This window comes from Kitasatospora sp. NPDC087315, assembly GCF_044744345.1.
Taxonomy (GTDB): domain Bacteria; phylum Actinomycetota; class Actinomycetes; order Streptomycetales; family Streptomycetaceae; genus Kitasatospora.
Map to the genome: position 1 here is coordinate 174325 of NZ_JBIUYD010000003.1, position 17261 is coordinate 191585.

A 17261-nucleotide genomic window follows, 5' to 3' on the forward strand; every position below is an offset into this window, starting at 1 on the left:
GGGCCGTTCGCGCTTCTTTCGAGTGGCTGCGCACTGTTAGAGTCCGTGGAGTTCCCTTGTAGGCTGCGCGTAGGCTCGCCTGTGCCGTCTGTACGGGGGCCCGAACCGCAAACTCCCCATTCAGGACCGACCCTCCCGCCGACGACGTGCGGGAGGCGCAGGAGGCACCGTGCTCAGTGCGTTCGCGCGGGCGTTCCAGACGCCCGACCTGCGCAAGAAGCTGCTGTTCACGCTGGGCATCATGGTGCTGTTCCGGCTGGGCTCGCACATTCCCGTACCCGGGGTCAGTTTCCAGGCTGTCAACGAGTGTGTGAAAGACACCAAGAGCAGCGGCCTCTTCGGGCTCGTCAACCTGTTCAGCGGTGGCGCGCTCCTTCAGCTGACGATCTTCGCGCTCGGCATCATGCCGTACATCACGGCCAGCATCATCCTCCAGCTCCTCACCGTCGTGATCCCGCGACTCGAGGCGCTGAAGAAGGAGGGGCAGGCCGGCACCGCGAAGATCACCCAGTACACGCGTTACCTGACCATCGCGCTCGCCGTGCTCCAGGGCACCGGCATCGTCGCGACGGCCTCCAGCGGCGCGCTGTTCTCGGGCTGCATCTACGCCAACCAGATCGTCCCGGACCAGTCGGTGTTCCGGATCGCTGTCATGGTCATCACGATGACCGCCGGCACCACGTTCATCATGTGGCTGGGCGAGCTGATCACCGATCGCGGCATCGGCAACGGCATGTCGATCCTGATCTTCACCTCCATCGCCTCCGGCTTCCCGGGCTCGATGTGGGCGATCAAGCAGTCCGGCACCATCGGTGACGGCTGGGTGGAGTTCCTCTCCGTCGTCGCGGTCGGCGTCATCGTTGTGATGCTGGTCATCTTCGTGGAGCAGGCCCAGCGCCGGATCCCCGTCCAGTACGCGAAGCGGATGATCGGCCGCAGGGCGTTCGGCGGCACCTCGACCTACATCCCCCTCAAGGTGAACCAGGCCGGTGTCATCCCGGTCATCTTCGCCTCGTCGCTGCTGTACATCCCCGCCCTGGTGGTCCAGCTGACCAACAGCCAGGCCGGCTGGGCGACGTGGATCAGGACCAACTTCGTCAAGGGTGACCACCCCGTCTACATGGCCACCTATTTCCTGCTGATCGTCTTCTTCGCCTTCTTCTACGTCGCCATCTCCTTCAACCCCGAAGAAGTTGCCGACAATATGAAGAAGTATGGTGGGTTCATCCCGGGTATCCGGGCCGGCCGCCCGACGGCCGAGTACCTGAACTACGTGCTCACCCGTATCACGTGGCCGGGTTCGCTCTACCTGGGCCTGATCGCGTTGATCCCGATGATCGCCCTGGTCGCCTTCGGACAGCAGACAAACTTCCCGTTCGGCGGCACCAGCGTGCTCATCGTCGTCGGCGTCGGACTCGAAACTGTGAAGCAGATCGAGAGCCAGCTCCAGCAGCGCAATTACGAAGGGTTCCTCCGCTGATGCGTATCGTCCTCGTCGGGCCTCCCGGGGCCGGGAAGGGTACTCAGGCGCACCTGCTCGCCAAGACCCTGTCCATCCCCCACATCTCCACCGGCGACCTGTTCCGCGCCAACATCGGTCAGGGCACCCCGCTGGGGCTCGAGGCCAAGAGCTACATGGACGCGGGTCGCCTGGTGCCGGACGAGGTCACCATCGGGATGGCCAAGGACCGGATGCTCCAGCCGGACGCCGCCAACGGCTTCCTGCTCGACGGCTTCCCGCGCAACCTGGGCCAGGCCGAGGCGCTCGACGGGTTCCTCGCCGAGCAGGGCATCAAGCTCGACGGTGTGCTGGACCTGGAGGTCCCCGAGGACGAGGTGGTCCGGCGCATCGCCGGCCGCCGGCTGTGCCGCAAGGACGGCGGCCACGTGTTCCACGTGGACTACAACCCGCCGAAGACCGAGGGCGTCTGCGACGAGTGCGGCGGCGAGCTGTACCAGCGCTCGGACGACACCGAGGAGAAGGTGCGCACGCGCCTGGAGGTCTACCACACGGAGACCGAGCCGATCATCGAGTACTACGCCCAGCAGGGCCTGGTGGCGACGATCCCGGCCCTCGGCAAGGTGGACGAGGTCACCCAGCGCGCGATCGAGGCGCTGAAGCAGGACAGCTGACCCGCCGAGTACGGCGGAACGCAGCATCGACGTACGTACGGCCGCGCTTGCCCTCCCGGGGCAGCGCGGCCGTACCGCGTCGTACGGTGGAACGAGTGCACGGCCGCCCGGCAAGGACCGGGCGGGAACCCTAGGAAGGCGTGACCAGATGGTGGAGATCAAGACCTCCGAGCAGATCGCGAAGATGCGAGCGGCCGGGCTGGTCGTCGCCGAGGCGCTGAAGGCCTGTCGCGAGGCGGTCGCCCCCGGGGTGACCACCCAGGAGCTCAACGACGTCGCGGACAAGGTCATCACGGACCACGGCGCCACCTCGAACTTCCGGGCCCACCACGGTGGTCTCTGGTTCCCCGGGGTGATCTGCGCCTCGGTGAACAACGAGGTCGTGCACGGCATCCCCGGTGACCGGGTGCTCCAGGAGGGCGACGTCATCTCCATCGACTGCGGCGCCATCCTGGACGGCTGGCACGGCGACTCCGCGATCACCGTCGCGGTCGGCGAGGTCCGGCCCGAGGTCGAGATGCTGAGCCGGGTCACCGAGGGCTCGATGTGGGCCGGCATCGCCCAGATGAAGAAGGGCAACCGCCTGGTCGACGTCTCCAAGGCGATCGAGGGCTACATCCGCCGTCAGCCGCTGCCGCCCAAGGGCAAGTGGGGCATCACCGAGGGCTACGGCGGCCACGGCATCGGCACCGCGATGCACATGGAGCCGCACGTGCTGAACTACGTCGAGCGCGGCCGCGGCAAGGGTCCCAAGCTGATCCCCGGCACCGTGCTGGCGATCGAGCCGATGGTGTCCCTGGGCACCCCGCACACCACCGTGCTGGAGGACGACTGGACGGTCGTCACCAACGACGGCACCTGGGCCTCGCACTGGGAGCACTCGGTGGCCGTCACCGAGCAGGGCCCGCTGGTGCTGACGGCCTTCGACGGCGGCCGGGCCGAGCTGGCGAAGCTGGGCATCACCGCGGCTCCGGACCCCCTCGCGTAACCGCTAAGGTGGCCAACTGCCGCTTCTGACAAGGGATCAGAGCCCTGGAGGTTTGGACCTCCAGGGCTTTTGTCCTATTTTTATCGGCTGGCAGTGGCTTCGAGCGAGGAGAGAGCAGTGCTCAAGGGATTCCGCGACTTCATGATGCGCGGCAACGTCGTCGACATGGCGGTCGGTGTCGTCATCGGCGCCGCGTTCACCGGGGTGGTGACCGGTTTCGTGTCGGCGTTCCTCACTCCGCTGGTCGGCGTGGTGGTCGGTGCCGCCGGCGACTTCAGCTCGTACAAGGCGACGGTGGCCGGCGTCACCTTCCCGTACGGGCAGTTCCTCAACGTGCTGATCGCGTTCTTCATGACCGCCGCGGTGCTGTACTTCTGTGTGGTGCTGCCGGTGACCAAGGCCACCGCCCGCTACATGCCGAAGAAGCCGAAGACCCCCAAGCGGCCGTGCCCCGAGTGCCTGACCGAGATCCCCCAGGCGGCCAGCCGCTGTTCGGCCTGCACCGCCCACGTCCAGCCGCTGACGGTGGCCTCGGTCGTGTGACGGCCTCGGCCGGACGGGGGCCCGTTTTGGTGCAGCCGACGCGCTGGCGTACGATGGACCGTCGGCTCACTCGTAGCGTGCTTCAGCACGCCCTCTTCCCTAGCGGGTCGGGGTGAACCCAGGTTCGCACGAGCGCGCCGCATACGGTAGCCGGTCCCGGAAGGTGGATCTCGCAGTTCATGGCTAAGAAGCAAGGCGCCATTGAGATCGAGGGCACCGTGATCGAGTCTCTTCCGAACGCGATGTTCAGGGTCGAGCTGCAGAACGGTCACAAGGTCCTCGCGCACATCAGCGGCAAGATGCGCATGCACTACATCCGCATCCTGCCGGACGACCGGGTCGTCGTGGAGCTCAGCCCCTACGACCTCACGCGCGGCCGGATCGTCTACCGCTACAAGTAAGAACGTCAGATCTAGACCCGGAGAACCTGAAGCATGAAGGTCAAGCCGAGCGTCAAGAAGATCTGCGACAAGTGCAAGGTGATCCGCCGCCACGGCCGGGTCATGGTGATCTGCGACAACCTGCGCCACAAGCAGCGCCAGGGCTGATCTCTCCCCAGCATTTCTCGTAGTACTTCGCGCGACGCGAAAACGTCATAAGCGGGCTACCCGATCCGTCCGTTTCCGGGCGGACTGCCGCCCCCGGTCAGAGGCCGGGGCTCCCTCACCGTGAGGTGTCGGAGTAGGTAGCACGCAAGACCTCTGAAGAACCACAGGAGCCTTGAATGGCACGCCTCGCCGGCGTTGATCTCCCCCGTGAGAAGCGGATCGAGATCGCCCTTACCTACGTGTACGGCATCGGCCGTACCCGCGCCCAGCAGACCCTGGCCGAGACCGGTGTCAACCCGGATGTCCGCGTTCGCGACATCTCCGAGGAAGACCTCGTGAAGCTGGGCCAGTACATCGACGCCAACTACACGGTCGAGGGTGACCTCCGCCGTGAGGTGGCCGCCGACATCCGCCGCAAGGTCGAGATCGGCTGCTACGAGGGTCTGCGTCACCGCCGTGGCCTGCCGGTCCGCGGTCAGCGCACCCACACCAACGCGCGTACCCGCAAGGGCCCGCGTCGCGCGATTGCCGGCAAGAAGAAGCCGGGCAAGAAGTAGTCCGCCCCCAAACCGGACATCCCTCCGGCCCGCGGGTCAGCGGACCGACCACCTCAGTAGGAGAACAGACTTATGCCCCCCAAGGGTCGTCAGGCTGCCGGCGCGAAGAAGATCCGCCGCAAGGAAAAGAAGAACGTCGCTCACGGCCACGCGCACATCAAGAGCACGTTCAACAACACCATCGTTTCGATCACCGACCCCGCGGGCAACGTGATCTCCTGGGCCTCCGCCGGCCACGTCGGCTTCAAGGGCTCGCGCAAGTCCACCCCGTTCGCCGCGCAGATGGCCGCCGAGGCCGCTGCCCGTCGCGCGCAGGAGCACGGCATGCGCAAGGTTGACGTCTTCGTGAAGGGTCCGGGCTCCGGCCGCGAGACCGCGATCCGTTCGCTCCAGGCCACCGGCCTGGAGGTCGGCTCGATCCAGGACGTCACCCCCACCCCGCACAACGGCTGCCGTCCGCCGAAGCGCCGCCGCGTCTGACGCAGCGCCTTCGGGCACGCGGGTCTTGTTTCACAACCTCGTACGGGGTCTCGTTTCGAGCGGGACCCCGTACGCTGGTTCTGTTCGGCATCAAATAGTGGGTGCCGACGTCAACTGGAGGATCTGAAAACATGCTCATCGCTCAGCGCCCCTCGCTGACCGAAGAGGTCGTCGACGAGTTCCGCTCGCGGTTCGTGATCGAGCCGCTGGAGCCGGGCTTCGGCTACACCCTCGGCAACTCCCTGCGCCGTACGCTCCTGTCGTCGATCCCGGGTGCCGCTGTCACCAGCATCCGCATCGACGGCGTCCTGCACGAGTTCACCACCGTGCCGGGCGTCAAGGAGGACGTCACCGACCTCATCCTCAACATCAAGCAGCTGGTCGTCTCCTCGGAGCACGACGAGCCGGTCGTGATGTACCTGCGCAAGCAGGGCCCGGGTGTGGTCACCGCCGCCGACATCGCGCCGCCGGCCGGTGTCGAGGTGCACAACCCCGAGCTGGTCCTCGCCACGCTGAACGGCAAGGGCAAGCTGGAGATGGAGCTGACCGTCGAGCGCGGTCGCGGCTACGTCTCCGCCGTGCAGAACAAGGCTTCCGGCCAGGAGATCGGCCGTATCCCGGTCGACTCGATCTACAGCCCCGTGCTGAAGGTCACCTACAAGGTCGAGGCCACCCGTGTCGAGCAGCGGACCGACTTCGACAAGCTGATCGTCGACGTCGAGACCAAGCCCGCCATGCGCCCGCGTGACGCCATGGCCTCGGCCGGCAAGACCCTGGTGGAGCTGTTCGGTCTCGCCCGCGAGCTGAACATCGACGCCGAGGGCATCGACATGGGCCCGTCCCCGACGGACGCCGCCCTGGCCGCCGACCTGGCGCTGCCGATCGAGGAGCTGGAGCTCACCGTTCGGTCGTACAACTGCCTCAAGCGCGAGGGCATCCACACCGTGGGTGAGCTCGTCGCCCGCTCCGAGGCCGACCTGCTCGACATCCGCAACTTCGGTGCGAAGTCGATCGACGAGGTCAAGGCGAAGCTGGCCGGCATGGGCCTGGCCCTCAAGGACAGCCCGCCCGGATTCGACCCGACCGCCGCCGCCGACGCCTTCGGCGCCGACGACCTGGACGACGCGGGTTACGCGGAGACCGAGCAGTACTGAGATTTGATGACGGGGGCGGTTCCCCGGGGCCGCCCCCGTCACCATGAAAGTCGTGCGGACACCGTGTCCGTACGCCCGCGGCGGTACCTGGTACGGCCGCCGTCGGAGATTCAAGGAGTCATTCCATGCCGCGTCCCACCAAGGGTGCCCGCCTCGGCGGCGGCCCGCACCACGAGCCGCTGCTGCTCGCCGGTCTGTGCCGGGAGCTGTTCCAGTACGGCCGCATCACCACGACCGAGGCCAAGGCCCGTCGGATGCGCCCGCTGGCGGAGAAGCTGATCACCAAGGCGAAGAAGGGCGACATCCACAACCGTCGCCTCGTTCGCAAGACGATCACCGACATCGCCGTGCTGCACACCCTCTTCACCGAGATCGCGCCGCGCTACGAGAACCGCCCGGGTGGTTACACCCGTATCACCAAGATCGGTCCCCGTCGTGGCGACAACGCCCCGATGGCCGTGATCGAGCTGGTCGAGGCGCTGACCGTCGCGCAGAACGCCGTCGGCGAGGCCGAGGCCGCCACCAAGCGCGCCGTCAAGGAGGCCGACGCCAAGGTCGAGGAGACCAAGGTCGACGTCGCCAAGGCCGACGAGGCCGAGGCCGAGCAGGCCTGACCCCCTCTGGGTGTCGCGGGCCCGCTCTCCCATTCGTGGGGGAGCGGGCCCGTTCCGTTATCTCTGGGAGTGATGCAGTGGTCAACGATTGCGCCGAGCGGCCGCCGGTCAAGGACGGCCCGGCCGACGGGTACGTCCGGGTCCGGCTCGATCTCGCCTACCACGGCGCGGAGTTCTCCGGCTGGGCCCGCCAGCGCGGCGGCCGCAGGACCGTGCAGGAGGAGATCGAGACCGCGCTGCAGATCGTCACCCGAAGCCCCGAGCTGTTCCCGCTCACCGTGGCCGGCCGTACCGACGCCGGGGTGCACGCCCGCGGCCAGGTCGCGCACGTGGACCTGCCGGCCGAGCTGTGGGCCGCGCACCGCGAGAAGCTGCTGCGCAGGCTGGCCGGGCGGCTGCCGGGGGACGTCCGGATCTACCGCGTGGGCGAGGCGCCGGACGGCTTCGACGCCCGCTTCTCGGCGATCTGGCGCCGGTACGCCTACCGGGTCGCCGACCACCCCGGCGGGGTGGACCCGCTGCTGCGCGGGCACGTGCTCTGGCACGACCGCCCGCTGGACCTCGACCTGATGAACGCGGCAGCCGAGCTGCTGCTGGGCGAGCACGACTTCGCGGCGTACTGCAAGAAGCGCGAGGGCGCGACCACCATCCGCACCCTGCTGGAGCTGCGCTGGGACCGCGTCCCGGTCGACGGCTACGCCAGCCAGGAGGGCTCTCTCGCGGTCGCCACCGTCCGGGCCGACGCCTTCTGCCACAACATGGTGCGGGCGCTGGTCGGCGCGATGCTGCTGGTCGGCGACGGGCACCGGCCGGTGGAGTTCCCCGGCGAGGTGCTGGCGGGCGGGGTCCGCAACTCCGCCGTCAACGTCATCCGGCCGTACGGACTGACGCTGGAGGAGGTCGGCTACCCGCCGGACGACCAGCTCGCCGAGCGCAACCGGGCGGCCCGCCGGATGCGGACGCTGCCCGGACAGCCGGTGGTTGGTTAATCCGTTTTGGTCCAGGGCGACCGCTTGGGACAATCTCCCCATGGGACACGTCGAGATTTCGCACCTTGAGTACTACCTGCCGGACGGGCGGGTGCTGTTCGACGACGCGTCCTTCCGGGTGGGGGAGGGTTCCGCGGTCGCCCTGGTGGGCGCCAACGGGGCCGGCAAGACCACCCTGCTGCGCATGATCGCGGGCGACATCCAGCCGCACGGCGGCTCGGTGACCATCAGCGGCGGCCTCGGGGTGATGCGCCAGTTCGTCGGCACCACCGGCCGTGAGGACCAGAAGGAGACGCCGGGCGCGCTGCCCGCCGACGCCTCCGTCCGGGACCTGCTGGTCTCCGTCGCCCCCGGGCGGATCGCCGTCGCCGCCCGCGCCGTGGACGCCGCCGAGCTGGCGATGATCGCCCAGGACGACGAGAAGACGCAGATGGCCTATGCCCAGGCGCTCTCGGACTGGGCCGACGTCGGCGGCTACGACTACGAGACCGACTGGGACGTCTGCACCATGGCGGCCCTCGGGATGCCCTTCGACAAGGCCCAGTGGCGCGGCCTGAACACGCTCTCCGGCGGCGAACAGAAGCGGCTCGTCCTGGAGGCGCTGCTGCGCGGCCCCGAGGAGGTGCTGCTGCTGGACGAGCCGGACAACTACCTGGACGTCCCGGGCAAGCGCTGGCTGGAGGAGGCCATCCGGTCCACCTCCAAGACCGTGCTGTACATCTCGCACGACCGCGAGCTGCTCTCCCGGACCGCACAGAAGATCATCAGTGTCGAGTCGGGGGCGGCCGGCAGCAGCGTCTGGGTGCACGGCGGCGGCTTCGACTCCTTCCACGACGCCCGCAAGGACCGCTTCGCGCGCTTCGAGGAGCTCGGCCGGCGCTGGGACGAGGAGCACGCCAAGCTCAAGAAGCTGGTCGTCACCCTGCGCCAGGCGGCCTCCGTCAGCCATGCCCTGGCCACCCGCTACGCCGCCGCGCAGACCAGGCTGAAGAAGTTCGAGGAGGCCGGCCGCCCGGAGGAGCCCCCGCGCGAGCAGAGCATCACCATGCGGCTCAAGGGCGGGCGTACCGGGGTGCGCGCCTTCACCATGGAGCAGCTGGAGCTCACCGGGCTGATGAAGCCGTTCGACCTGGAGGTCTACTACGGCGAGCGGATCGGCGTGCTCGGCTCCAACGGCTCCGGCAAGTCGCACTTCCTGCGGCTGCTGGCGGGGGACGGGACGGTCGCCCACACCGGTCGGTGGAAGCTCGGCGCCCGGGTGGTGCCCGGCCACTTCCGGCAGACCCACGCCCACCCGGAGCTGCTCGGCCGTACCGTCCGCTCGATCGTCGAGGAGGAGCACGCGCTCAGCCGCGGCGCGGCGATGGGCGCGCTGCGCCGCTACGAGCTGGACCGCCAGGAGGAGCAGAAGTTCGAGTCGCTGTCCGGTGGGCAGCAGGCCCGGCTGATGATCCTCAAGCTCGAACTCTCCGGGGTGACGGCCCTGTTGCTGGACGAGCCGACCGACAACCTGGACCTGGAGAGCGCCGAGGCGCTGCAGGCCGGGCTGGAGGCGTTCGACGGCACGGTGCTCTGTGTGACGCACGACCGCTGGTTCGCCCGGACCTTCGACCGCTTCCTGGTGTTCGGCGCGGACGGCCGGGTCTACGAGTCGGCCGAGCCGGTCTGGGACGTGACCAGGGTGGAGCGCGAGCGCTGAGGGATTTTGACCCACCCCGGCGCGCCCGGTAGGCTGGTCGCTTGTTGTGCGTATTGGCTCGCTCCATCTCACGTGAGAGGTCGGTACGCCGGAGATACCAGACCGACGACCAGCGGTCCCCCCTTGAATTGCGTCCAAGGCGGGCCGGGCTGATCCCTCGTTCAGGTGCTCCTGTCAGGACTCACTCACTGAAAAGCGAAGGCTACGACCGTGCGTACGTACAGCCCCAAGCCCGGCGACGTCCAGCGTCAGTGGCACGTCATCGACGCGACCGACGTCGTGCTCGGCCGCCTGGCCTCCCAGGCCGCCAACCTCCTCCGGGGTAAGCACAAGGCGATCTACGCGCCGCACGTTGACACTGGTGACTTCGTCATCATCATCAACGCGGACAAGGTGCACCTGTCGGGTAACAAGAAGACCCAGAAGCTGGCCTACCGCCACAGCGGTTTCCCGGGCGGTCTCCGCTCGGTCCGTTACGACGACCTCCTGGACAAGAACCCGGAGAAGGCCGTCGAGAAGGCCATCAAGGGCATGGTTCCCAAGAACAGCCTGGGCCGCCAGATGCTCTCGAAGCTGAAGGTCTACTCGGGCGACCAGCACCCCCACGCTGCCCAGCAGCCGGTGCCGTTCGAGATCACCCAGGTCGCGCAGTAACTCCGGCCACCAAGCCCCCCATCACTGAAAAGAGCTGAGGAACATCGTGGCCGAGACCACTGAAACCCTTGAGGTCGAGTTCGACGAGACCGTCGTCGAGGGCGAGTACACCTCCGAGGAGAACTACACCTCCGAGTCCCTGGCCGGCCGCTTCGGCGAGGCCGTCCCGGGCGCCGGCCTCGGCCGTCGCAAGGAGGCGATCGCCCGCGTGCGCATCGTCCCCGGCACCGGTCAGTGGAAGATCAACGGTCGCACCCTGGAGAACTACTTCCCCAACAAGGTGCACCAGCAGACCGTCAACGAGCCCTTCAAGCTGCTGGAGCTCGACGGTCGCTACGACGTCGTCGCCCGCATCTCGGGTGGCGGCGTGTCCGGCCAGGCCTACGCGCTGCGCCTCGGCGTGGCCCGTGCCCTGAACGAGGCCGACGTGGACAACAACCGCGCCGCCCTCAAGAAGGCCGGCTTCCTGATGCGTGACGCCCGCGCCGTCGAGCGCAAGAAGGCCGGTCTGAAGAAGGCCCGCAAGGCGCCGCAGTACAGCAAGCGCTAATTGCGCCCCAGGGGTGCGTACCGCCCTGGTGGTGCGCCCCCCTGGTTGCGCTCTCACGCCCCGGAGTACCCCGTGTACTCCGGGGCGTCGTGCTCCCCGGCTGTTGTGCTGCGGCCGAGGATTCGATCAGATTGACTGCCAGCAGCGGCGATGGAGGACGGGACAGTGGGACGACTCTTCGGTACGGACGGCGTACGCGGTGTGGCCAACGAAGGGCTGACGGCCGAGCTGGCGCTCGGGCTGTCGGTGGCGGCGGCACACGTTCTCGGTGAGGCGGGTGCCTTCGACGGCCACCGCCCGGTCGCCGTGGTCGGCCGCGACCCCCGTGCCTCGGGCGAGTTCCTGGAGTCCGCGGTCATCGCCGGTCTGGCGAGCGCCGGTGTCGACGTCCTGCGGGTCGGCGTCCTGCCCACCCCGGCGGTGGCCTATCTCACCGGTGCGCTCGGCGCGGACTTCGGCGTGATGCTCTCCGCCAGCCACAACGCCATGCCGGACAACGGCATCAAGTTCCTCGCCCGCGGCGGCCACAAGCTGGACGACCGGATCGAGGACGCCATCGAGGCGCACTACCGGACGTACTCGGTGGGCAGCGAGGAGTGGAAGCGGCCCACCGGCGCGGACGTCGGCCGGGTCCGCGAGTACACCGAGGGCTTCGACAAGTACGTAGCCCACCTGATCGGCGTCCTGCCCAACCGCCTGGACGGCATCCGGGTGGTCATCGACGGCGCGCACGGCGCGGCGGCCTACGTCGCCCCCGAGGCCTTCGCCCGGGCCGGCGCCGAGGTCGTCCACACCCTGGGGGCGGAGCCCACCGGCCTCAACATCAACGACGGCGTCGGCTCCACCCACCTGGCCAAGCTGCGCGCCGCGATGACGGAGTACCGGGCCGACCTCGGGATCGCCCTCGACGGCGACGCCGACCGCTGCCTGGCCGCCGACGCGGACGGCAACGAGGTGGACGGCGACCAGATCATCGCGATCCTGGCCGTCGCCATGAAGGAAGCCGGCACGCTGCGCCGCAACACCGCCGTCGCCACCGTGATGTCCAACCTGGGCTTCAAGCTGGCGATGGAGCGCGAGGGCGTGGACCTGGTGCAGACGGCGGTCGGCGACCGCTATGTGCTGGAGGCGATGAAGGAGAAGGGCTACGCGCTCGGCGGAGAGCAGTCCGGCCACGTCATCCTGCTGGACCACGCCACCACCGGCGACGGCACCCTGACCGGCCTGATGCTGGGCGCCCGGCTGGCCGCCACCAAGCAGCCGCTGGCCGACCTGGCCGCCGTGATGACCCGGCTGCCGCAGCTGCTGATCAACGTCAAGGGCGTGGACAAGAGCCGGGTGAACACCAGCGTCGAGCTGGCCGCGGCCGTCGCCGAGGCGGAGGCCGAGCTGGGCGCCACCGGCCGGGTGCTGCTGCGTCCGTCGGGCACCGAGCCGCTGGTCCGGGTGATGGTCGAGGCCGCCGACCAGGTGCAGGCCAAGGCCGTCGCGGAGCGGCTGGCCGAGGCGGTTCTGACCCACCTGGGCTGAGGTGCCCGGGCCTGCGTGCCCGGGCCGAGGACATGGCGAGGGCCCCCGCTCCGGCGGGGGCCCTCGGCCGTCTCAGAGCTTGCGCAGCAGGGCCCGGCGGACCTTGTGGTCCTGGCCCTTCTGCAGGATCAGGGTGGCCCGGCCCCTGGTGGGCAGCACGTTCTCCAGCAGGTTGGGCTTGTTGATGGTGCGCCAGACCTGGCGGCCGTACTCCATGGCCTCCTCCTCCGGCACCTCGGTGAAGCGGCGGAAGTAGGAGTTCGGGTCCTGGAAGGCGGTCTGCCGCAGCTTGCGGAAACGGTCCAGGTACCAGCTCTCGATGTCGTCGGTGCGGGCGTCGACGTAGATCGAGAAGTCGAAGTAGTCGGCCACCGCGAGACGGGTGCGGCCGTCGGTGCCGGGCAGGGCCGGCTGGAGCACGTTCAGGCCCTCGACGATCAGGATGTCCGGGCGCTCCACGGTGAGCCGCTCGTCGGGCACGATGTCGTACACCAGGTGCGAGTAGACCGGGGCGGAGACCGTCTCCTTGCCCGCCTTCACGTCCGCGACGAAGCGCATCAGCGCCCGGCGGTCGTACGACTCGGGGAAGCCCTTGCGGGCCATCAGACCGCGCCGGCGCAGCTCCGCGTTGGGCAGCAGGAACCCGTCGGTGGTGACCAGCTCGACCCGCGGGTGCTCGGGCCAGCGGGCCAGCAGCGCCTGGAGGAGCCGGGCGGTGGTGGACTTGCCGACGGCGACCGAGCCGGCCACACCGATGATGAACGGGGTGCGGGTGCGCTCGGTGTCCGGGGTGTCCAGGAACGTGCCCAGCGCGCCGCGCAGGTCGTGCGTGGCGTGGATGTAGAGGTTGAGCAGCCGGGACAGCGGCAGATAGACGTCGCGCACCTCGTCCAGGTCGAGGGCGGTGCCCAGACCGCGCAGCCGTTCCACCTCCTCGGCGGTCAGCGGCAGCGGCGTACGCTCGCGCAGCGCGCTCCACTCGGCCCGGCTGAGGTCCACATAGGGGGACGGCGAAGGGCCGGGCGTGGCGGCGCCCCGCGTACAGAGTTCGGTCAGCACGTGCTCCATTGTGGGCCGTAGCGGCGTTCACGGTGCTTGTGGTGTCGGTCACGCGCTGTGGGCGAACGGTGCGAAAAGGGCATCCGGAGCGCCCTTATGCTGGCACGCATGTGCGGAATTGTTGGATACGTGGGCTCTCAGCCCGCCCTTGACGTAGTAATCGCAGGCCTGCAGCGACTCGAGTACCGGGGCTACGACTCGGCCGGTGTCGCGGTGCAGGTACAGGGCTCCGACGGGCAGTGGAGCCTGGCCACCGACAAGCGGGCGGGCAAGCTCGCCAACCTGGAGAAGTCGCTCGCCGAGACCCCTCTTCCCGGCGGCACCACCGGCATCGGCCACACCCGCTGGGCCACCCACGGCGGCCCGACGGACGCCAACGCCCACCCCCATCTGGATGACGCCGTCCGGGTGGCAGTGGTCCACAACGGCATCATCGAGAACTTCGCCCAGCTGCGGACGGAGCTGGCCGAGCGCGGCCACACGCTGCGCTCCGAGACCGACACCGAGGTCGTCGCGCACCTGCTGGCCGAGGTGTACGACGGCGACCTGGCCGAGGCCATGCGGACGGTCTGCCGCCGCCTGGACGGCGCCTTCACCCTGGTGGCCGTGCACGCCGACGCCCCGGACGTGGTGGTCGGCGCCCGCCGCAACTCGCCGCTGGTGGTCGGGCGCGGCGAGGGCGAGAACTTCCTCGCCTCGGACGTGGCCGCGTTCATCGCGCACACCCGCGAGGCGATCGAGCTGGGCCAGGACCAGGTCGTGGAGCTGCGCCGGGACGGTGTCACGGTGACCGACTTCGACGGCCGCCCGGCCGACGTGCGCGAGTACCACGTCGACTGGGACGCCTCGGCCGCCGAGAAGGGCGGCTACGACTACTTCATGCTCAAGGAGATCGCCGAGCAGCCGAAGGCCGTCGCCGACACCCTCCTCGGCAGGATCGGCACCGACGGCCGGCTCACCCTCGACGAGCTGCGGATCTCCGACGCCGACCTGCGCTCGGTCGACAAGGTCGTCATCGTCGCCTGCGGCACCGCCTTCCACGCCGGCATGATCGCCAAGTACGCGATCGAGCACTGGACCCGCGTCCCCTGCGAGGTCGAGGTCGCCTCCGAGTTCCGCTACCGGGACCCGATCCTGGACCCGGGCACGCTGGTCATCGCGATCTCCCAGTCCGGCGAGACCATGGACACCCTGATGGCGCTGCGGCACGCCCGCGAGCAGGGCGCCAAGGTGCTGGCGATCTGCAACACCAACGGCTCCACCATCCCGCGCGAGTCGGACGCGGTGCTGTACACGCACGCCGGGCCCGAGGTCGCGGTCGCCTCCACCAAGGCGTTCCTGACCCAGCTGGTCGCCTGCTACCTGGTCGCGCTCTACCTCGGCCAGGTGCGCGGCACCAAGTGGGGCGACGAGATCTCCGCCGTCATCAAGGAGCTCGGTGACGCGCCCCGGCAGGTCGAGCAGGTGCTGGAGACCATGGAGCCGGTGCGCGAGCTGGCCCGCTCGCTGGCCGACGCCCGTTCGGTGCTGTTCCTCGGCCGGCACGTCGGCTTCCCGGTGGCCCTGGAGGGCGCGCTCAAGCTGAAGGAGCTGGCGTACATGCACGCCGAGGGCTTCGCGGCGGGCGAGCTGAAGCACGGGCCGATCGCGCTGATCGAGGAGGGGCTGCCGGTCGTGGTGGTCGTGCCGTCGCCGCGCGGCCGGTCGATCCTGCACGACAAGATCGTCTCCAACATCCAGGAGATCCGGGCCCGCGGCGCCCGCACCATCGTGATCGCCGAGGAGGGCGACGAGGCGGTCGTCCCGTACGCGGACCACCTGATCCGCATCCCGGTGACCCCGACCCTGCTGCAGCCGCTGGTCTCCACCGTGCCGCTGCAGGTCTTCGCCTGCGAGCTGGCCACGGCCAAGGGCCACGAGGTGGACCAGCCGCGCAACCTCGCGAAGTCGGTCACCGTCGAGTAGCGGGGAACCGCTCGCCGGTCCGGTGCCCCCGCGGTGGCTCTGCCCCACCGCGGGGGCACCGTGCTGTCCGGGGGCGAGCCTCCGGACCGCGGGCCGCGGCAGGTGTCGCCCGGGCCGGACGCGGGCGTAGCGTCGGCGGTAGTCCTCGCCGCAGCCGACCCGCTGGGAGATTCCGTATGCGCCGTGCTCACCGTGTCGAAGAGGTCCGGGCCGCCGAGGCCGAACTGATGGCCCGGCTGCCCGGGGGCACCCTGATGCAGCGGGCCGCCGCCGGCCTCGCCGCCACCTGCGCGCGGCTGCTGGTCCGCCGTCGCGGCCGGGTCTACGGCAGCCGGGTGGTGGTGCTGGCGGGCAGTGGCGACAACGGTGGTGACGCCCTGTACGCGGGCGCGGCGCTGGCCCGGCGCGGGGCCCGGGTGACGGCGGTGCTGCTCGCGCCGGAGCACGCCCACCCGGGCGGGCTGGCGGCGCTGCGGGCCGCACGCGGACGGGTGGTGGCGGAGCAGGAGGCCGGACTGGCCGGGTTCACGCGCGCGGACCTGGTGCTGGACGGCATCGTCGGCATCGGCGGGCGCGGCGGACTGCGCCCGTCGGCGCTGCCGTACGCCCGGGCGCCGCGGACCGGCCTCGTGGTGGCCGTGGACCTGCCGAGCGGGGTGGACGCCGACACCGGCGAGGTGGCGGGCGAGGCGCTGCGGGCCGATGTCACGGTCTGCTTCGGGACGTACAAGCCGGGCCTGCTGATCGACCCGGGGGCCTCGTACGCGGGCGTGGTGCACCTGGTGGGGATCGGGCTGGAGCTGCCGGTGGCGGGGGTCGAGGCGCTGCAGCACGCCGAGGTGGCGGAGCTGCTGCCGCTGCCGCAGGCGGAGAGCGACAAGTACCGCCGGGGCGTCGTCGGGGTGGCCGCCGGGTCGGCGACCTACCCGGGGGCGGCGCTGCTGGCCGTCGCGGGAGCGCTGCGCGGCGGCGCGGGCGCGGTGCGGTACGTCGGCACGGCGGCCGAGGAGGTGGTGCGGCGGTTCCCGGAGGCGCTGGTCACCGCCGGCGGCCCGGCCGGGGCCGGGCGGGTGCAGGCCTGGGTGGTCGGTCCGGGCGGCGGCGAGGGGGCGCGGCAGGCGCTCGCGGAGGCGCTGGCGAGCGACGTCCCGGTGCTGGTGGACGCGGACGGGCTCACCGAGCTGGGCCGGCTCGGCCCGCGGGCCCTCGCCGGGCGGACGGCGCCCACGCTGCTGACCCCGCACACCGGCGAGGCGGCCCGGCTGCTGGCGGGCGTGGACGGCACCCCGCCGCCGAGCGCCGCGGAGCTGGCCGGCGCCCGGCTGGCCACCGCGCGCCGGCTCGCCGCCGCCTACCGGGCGACGGTGCTGCTGAAGGGCTCCACCACGGTGGTCGCCGACCCGGGCGGGACCGCCCGGGTCAACCCGACCGGGACCTCCTGGCTGGCCACGGCCGGCAGCGGCGACGTCCTCGCGGGCCTGGCCGGCTCGCTGCTGGCGGCCGGCCTGCCGGTGCTGGACGCCGCCGCCGTGGCCGCGTACCTGCACGGCCTGGCCGGCCGCCACGCGGCGGGCGAGCCGGGCGCGCCGGTGACGGCCCTGGAGGTGGCCGCCGCCCTGCCGGCCGTCTGGCAGGACGTCCGGGAGTCCGCCGAGGGCTCCGGGCCGGGGCGGAACCGGTGGTGATTCGTGGGCGTCCGGAAGGGCGGGGCGGCCGGGTCGGTCCGGTCGGAGCACCGGCCCGGGGCCGCCGCGCCGCCGGGCCGTTCGGCGGGGACCCTGGGACGTCTGGGAGACTG

The 17261-nt window shown here is 70.3% G+C and carries 18 protein-coding genes; 17 read left to right on the forward strand and 1 reads right to left on the reverse strand.

What is annotated here, in order from left to right; genetic code table 11:
* Positions 1–169 precede the first annotated feature (169 nt).
* From secY to glmM, 15 genes are all read left to right on the forward strand, one after another.
* Entirely contained in the window at positions 170–1480 is a 1311-nt protein-coding gene (gene secY, locus ACIO5D_RS05805; RefSeq protein ID WP_363605509.1) for a preprotein translocase subunit SecY, read from the forward strand.
* Positions 1480–2133 (forward strand): adenylate kinase, encoded by a 654-nt coding sequence (locus ACIO5D_RS05810; protein ID WP_400659905.1) that lies wholly within the window; start codon positions 1480–1482, stop codon positions 2131–2133. The genes secY and ACIO5D_RS05810 overlap by 1 nt, the downstream gene beginning before the upstream one ends.
* A gap of 148 nt (positions 2134–2281) precedes the next feature.
* Positions 2282–3121: a type I methionyl aminopeptidase gene (gene map, locus ACIO5D_RS05815; protein WP_363605513.1), complete on the forward strand. Its 840-nt coding sequence runs from the start codon at positions 2282–2284 to the stop codon at positions 3119–3121.
* A gap of 117 nt (positions 3122–3238) precedes the next feature.
* Positions 3239–3664, forward strand: coding sequence for a large conductance mechanosensitive channel protein MscL (gene mscL, locus ACIO5D_RS05820; protein ID WP_363605514.1), 426 nt, complete (start codon positions 3239–3241; stop codon positions 3662–3664).
* Positions 3665–3843: 179 nt separating this feature from the next.
* Entirely contained in the window at positions 3844–4065 is a 222-nt protein-coding gene (gene infA, locus ACIO5D_RS05825) for a translation initiation factor IF-1 (RefSeq protein WP_014047798.1), read from the forward strand.
* A gap of 33 nt (positions 4066–4098) precedes the next feature.
* Entirely contained in the window at positions 4099–4212 is a 114-nt protein-coding gene (gene rpmJ, locus ACIO5D_RS05830; RefSeq protein WP_003956441.1) for a 50S ribosomal protein L36, read from the forward strand.
* A 176-nt stretch (positions 4213–4388) separates the two neighbouring features.
* Positions 4389–4769 (forward strand): 30S ribosomal protein S13, encoded by a 381-nt coding sequence (rpsM, locus tag ACIO5D_RS05835; RefSeq protein WP_030232510.1) that lies wholly within the window; start codon positions 4389–4391, stop codon positions 4767–4769.
* Between the two features lie 72 nt (positions 4770–4841).
* On the forward strand, positions 4842–5249 hold the full coding sequence (gene rpsK / locus ACIO5D_RS05840; protein ID WP_030232513.1) for a 30S ribosomal protein S11: 408 nt from the start codon (positions 4842–4844) through the stop codon (positions 5247–5249).
* Between the two features lie 131 nt (positions 5250–5380).
* A complete protein-coding gene (locus tag ACIO5D_RS05845; protein ID WP_030055844.1) occupies positions 5381–6403 on the forward strand; it encodes a DNA-directed RNA polymerase subunit alpha in 1023 nt (340 codons plus the stop codon).
* Positions 6404–6528: 125 nt separating this feature from the next.
* Positions 6529–7017 carry a 50S ribosomal protein L17 gene (rplQ, locus tag ACIO5D_RS05850; protein ID WP_363605516.1) on the forward strand — a complete coding sequence of 163 codons (489 nt, stop codon included), beginning with the start codon at positions 6529–6531 and terminating at the stop codon, positions 7015–7017.
* A gap of 77 nt (positions 7018–7094) precedes the next feature.
* Positions 7095–8006, forward strand: coding sequence for a tRNA pseudouridine(38-40) synthase TruA (gene truA, locus ACIO5D_RS05855; protein ID WP_400659898.1), 912 nt, complete (start codon positions 7095–7097; stop codon positions 8004–8006).
* Between the two features lie 40 nt (positions 8007–8046).
* Positions 8047–9705 carry an ATP-binding cassette domain-containing protein gene (locus ACIO5D_RS05860; protein WP_363605519.1) on the forward strand — a complete coding sequence of 553 codons (1659 nt, stop codon included), beginning with the start codon at positions 8047–8049 and terminating at the stop codon, positions 9703–9705.
* 210 nt (positions 9706–9915) lie between these two features.
* Positions 9916–10359: a 50S ribosomal protein L13 gene (gene rplM / locus ACIO5D_RS05865; RefSeq protein WP_363605520.1), complete on the forward strand. Its 444-nt coding sequence runs from the start codon at positions 9916–9918 to the stop codon at positions 10357–10359.
* 46 nt (positions 10360–10405) lie between these two features.
* Entirely contained in the window at positions 10406–10909 is a 504-nt protein-coding gene (gene rpsI, locus ACIO5D_RS05870; protein ID WP_093861727.1) for a 30S ribosomal protein S9, read from the forward strand.
* A 165-nt stretch (positions 10910–11074) separates the two neighbouring features.
* Positions 11075–12439, forward strand: coding sequence for a phosphoglucosamine mutase (gene glmM, locus ACIO5D_RS05875; protein WP_400659894.1), 1365 nt, complete (start codon positions 11075–11077; stop codon positions 12437–12439).
* A gap of 72 nt (positions 12440–12511) precedes the next feature.
* Here glmM and coaA read toward each other — a convergent pair whose 3' ends face one another.
* Positions 12512–13507, reverse strand: coding sequence for a type I pantothenate kinase (gene coaA / locus ACIO5D_RS05880; protein WP_363605522.1), 996 nt, complete (start codon positions 13505–13507; stop codon positions 12512–12514).
* A gap of 99 nt (positions 13508–13606) precedes the next feature.
* Between coaA and glmS the strand changes: the two genes are divergently transcribed.
* Positions 13607–15463: a glutamine--fructose-6-phosphate transaminase (isomerizing) gene (glmS, locus tag ACIO5D_RS05885; protein WP_400659892.1), complete on the forward strand. Its 1857-nt coding sequence runs from the start codon at positions 13607–13609 to the stop codon at positions 15461–15463.
* 176 nt (positions 15464–15639) lie between these two features.
* A complete protein-coding gene (locus ACIO5D_RS05890) occupies positions 15640–17148 on the forward strand; it encodes an NAD(P)H-hydrate dehydratase (protein WP_400794022.1) in 1509 nt (502 codons plus the stop codon).
* Positions 17149–17261 lie beyond the last annotated feature (113 nt).

Coding starts and splice junctions, on each gene's coding strand:
- ACIO5D_RS05860 (WP_363605519.1), top strand. CDS start 8,047: ATGGGACACGTCGAGATTTCGCACCTTGAGTACTACCTGCCGGACGGG.
- rpmJ (WP_003956441.1), top strand. CDS start 4,099: ATGAAGGTCAAGCCGAGCGTCAAGAAGATCTGCGACAAGTGCAAGGTG.
- map (WP_363605513.1), top strand. CDS start 2,282: ATGGTGGAGATCAAGACCTCCGAGCAGATCGCGAAGATGCGAGCGGCC.
- glmS (WP_400659892.1), top strand. CDS start 13,607: ATGTGCGGAATTGTTGGATACGTGGGCTCTCAGCCCGCCCTTGACGTA.
- ACIO5D_RS05845 (WP_030055844.1), top strand. CDS start 5,381: ATGCTCATCGCTCAGCGCCCCTCGCTGACCGAAGAGGTCGTCGACGAG.
- ACIO5D_RS05810 (WP_400659905.1), top strand. CDS start 1,480: ATGCGTATCGTCCTCGTCGGGCCTCCCGGGGCCGGGAAGGGTACTCAG.
- ACIO5D_RS05890 (WP_400794022.1), top strand. CDS start 15,640: ATGCGCCGTGCTCACCGTGTCGAAGAGGTCCGGGCCGCCGAGGCCGAA.
- coaA (WP_363605522.1), bottom strand. CDS start 13,507: ATGGAGCACGTGCTGACCGAACTCTGTACGCGGGGCGCCGCCACGCCC.
- rpsK (WP_030232513.1), top strand. CDS start 4,842: ATGCCCCCCAAGGGTCGTCAGGCTGCCGGCGCGAAGAAGATCCGCCGC.
- rpsM (WP_030232510.1), top strand. CDS start 4,389: ATGGCACGCCTCGCCGGCGTTGATCTCCCCCGTGAGAAGCGGATCGAG.
- rplQ (WP_363605516.1), top strand. CDS start 6,529: ATGCCGCGTCCCACCAAGGGTGCCCGCCTCGGCGGCGGCCCGCACCAC.
- infA (WP_014047798.1), top strand. CDS start 3,844: ATGGCTAAGAAGCAAGGCGCCATTGAGATCGAGGGCACCGTGATCGAG.